Annotated in this window: 4 protein-coding genes; all 4 read left to right on the top strand. The window is 38.7% G+C overall.

The window, feature by feature from the left end:
* Window positions 1-170: 170 nt before the first annotated feature.
* The 4 genes from L2748_RS23570 to L2748_RS23555 all read left to right on the top strand — a co-directional run bounded on the left by L2748_RS23570 (window position 171) and on the right by L2748_RS23555 (window position 2,263).
* A complete protein-coding gene (locus tag L2748_RS23570) occupies window positions 171-899 on the top strand; it encodes a suppressor of fused domain protein (RefSeq protein ID WP_220783490.1) in 729 nt (242 codons plus the stop codon).
* A 51-nt stretch (window positions 900-950) separates the two neighbouring features.
* A complete protein-coding gene (locus L2748_RS23565) occupies window positions 951-1,298 on the top strand; it encodes a hypothetical protein (RefSeq protein ID WP_220783491.1) in 348 nt (115 codons plus the stop codon).
* Window positions 1,299-1,458: 160 nt separating this feature from the next.
* The gene (locus L2748_RS23560; protein ID WP_220783492.1) at window positions 1,459-1,746 is read left to right on the top strand and encodes a hypothetical protein; all 288 of its coding nucleotides are present in this window, start codon (window positions 1,459-1,461) and stop codon (window positions 1,744-1,746) included.
* Window positions 1,727-2,263, top strand: a complete 537-nt coding sequence (locus L2748_RS23555) for a DUF4272 domain-containing protein (protein WP_220783493.1) — start codon at window positions 1,727-1,729, stop codon at window positions 2,261-2,263. Before L2748_RS23560 ends, L2748_RS23555 begins: the two co-directional genes overlap by 20 nt.
* Window positions 2,264-2,342: the final 79 nt, after the last annotated feature.

Below are 2,342 nucleotides of genomic sequence, written 5' to 3'. Positions count from 1 at the left end.
ATGGGTAGTGCTTACCTTAATCTCCATGTTTACATTACCAATAATAGGTATACTCGTTTCGCATGCATTAATTACCAGAAAAGGTTTTAAAAATGAGTGGCTATCGACATTGTAACCAATTTATCGATCTAACAAGGCATTAAGCGAAATATACATCGGAGAATCTAAGAATGAGCCAGTATGAAAATATAGTATCAATGTCAGGGGCACCTATATTCCGATATACCGATGGTGAGAAGGAATGGGAAGCTCCAAATGGTGAAGAGTGCATTGAAGAAATATCAGACCATATAGAACGTCATATTGGCGAGGTTAGTATGGTATTTCATGAGTTAATCTCAGATACCGTGCATATAGATGTACATCATGTAAAACCCACAAAAGAAAGACCATTTCATACCTTAGTAACTTCAGGCATGAGTGATCTACAGATGAGCGTGCCCGAAGATGTTAATTCAACTCGCTATATGGAGTTAATGGTAACTCTCCCAGAGAATTGGGAAATTGACGACGAATCATTTAAAGATGAAAAATGGTATTGGCCTGTACGGCAACTAAAGTTTTTAGCTCGTTTTCCCCACAAGTTTGAAACTTGGCTAGCTTGGGGCCACACCATCCCAAACGGCGACCCTGCTGAGCCTTTTGCTGATAATACCAAATTATCAGGAACTATTATTCTTCCATCCGTTAATGTTCCAGAAGAATTCTGGAGCCTTGAAATTAGTAAAGATAAAGTAATCGAATTCTTTAGTATTGTTCCATTATATGATGAAGAAATGACCCTAAAGCTTAATAAAGGCTCCGATCCGCTGTTGGAAAAATTTGATAAGTATGGAATTAGTGACTTAATAATTACCGAACGAAAAAATGTCGCAACGAATCGCTTCAGCATATTCTGATGCACTTAACAAACTCAGCCAGCAGGGCGTTAAGTTACCAAAGGTGTTCAAATGAAGTTTGTCGCAATTTTAAGTTTTGCTTTTTTCCTTACTGGATGTGGTTCACTAGATAAGAAAGCATTACTCGTTAACTCTGGTGATTCCAAGGAGTTAGTTACATCGGTAATGGGTGTTCCCGATGATCGTCAATTTAAGGGGGACAATGAAGCATGGCAATATTGCCAAACAGGCGCAGGTTTTGGATATCATGATTATCGAGTTATTTGGTTCTATAAAGGGCTGGTTTCAGGAATTAATTCATATAAAAGTTCACGTACTGCTTCTTCATGTGTAGCCGACATTAAACAAATTAATTGGGAAGATGCGCCTGATGTTAGAGTAGAAGTGCGCAACAGGTAACTTAACGAATAAGGATAGGCCACGCGCAGCCGCGTCCTTATCCCGAGTGTTGAACAAGCCCATCAAAATGACGTCAAACGCTTGGCTGAAGCTCATTTTTCGCTAATTTTAGCCAAGCATTAGCTGCATTTTATGCGCGCGTAATGAGTAAGGAAAAGGAATGTTAAGAAGCCTCTTTAAGAATGAAAATAAAAAGTTAGCTGAAGAGTGTCATCAATATTTAATTGATGGTCCTCCTGCATCTATGACCGACTATATGCCTGAATCCTTGACTGAGATAATCATTGCGCACGGTGCTCAAAATCAAAAACTGAATGATGAGTTAATTGAAGTTGCTAGCATAATACTAATGGAGTTATCTGGTTTCAGTGATATAGATGATTTTGCTACAAGGCAATACATGGAGAAAGGCGCAAGCCTTGTAGAGCGTGTATTTCAAAATCAGTAAAACTCATAACAAATTTAGGCAGCCGCTGCTAAAGGCGTTAGGTGTTTTAAGGTACTTAACCAAAGATGAAGATCATACTATTTACTTTGATTACTATGTTTGCTTGCCTGTGCTTGCATCAGACATTGAAGAAAGTAAGGAACATATTAAAAAGATGGAAACAAAAGAGTCCCAGCTCTCCGAAAAGAGAAAACAGCGTTCTGAGATAATCCTTAACAAATATAGCGTACCAATAAATAATTACCTTCCTTACATAGAAGATGAAAATGAAGCGCTAGCTCGTAATAAAACAGATATTGCTATGCGAGCAATGACGCTTTTGATAGTTGCGGTGAAAGCCGAAGGTCTAGAGCAAGAAATAGTTGAAAGTTTGATTAAGGGTTATCGGTTAGAGAACTCTTTAACACCAAACGAAAAGAAGTTCCTTTATGACCCTTCACCGTCTGAACATGATAAAACTCAGTTCATTTGGCGCTATGACGGCGTTTTTCAAGGTAGTTGTCGCCTAAGCTGTTAAGCTGCTTCTTTTTTGTTCTCTGGGTTTAACTCCACATCACCGATTTCATCCCAGTTTCTGATGCCCTTTGACCAGCGGT

This window comes from Shewanella sairae, from assembly GCF_023283535.1.
Lineage (GTDB): Bacteria > Pseudomonadota > Gammaproteobacteria > Enterobacterales > Shewanellaceae > Shewanella > Shewanella sairae.
The sequence above is the reverse complement of the archived record's forward strand: the minus strand, read 5'-3'. Positions and strand labels throughout refer to the sequence as shown.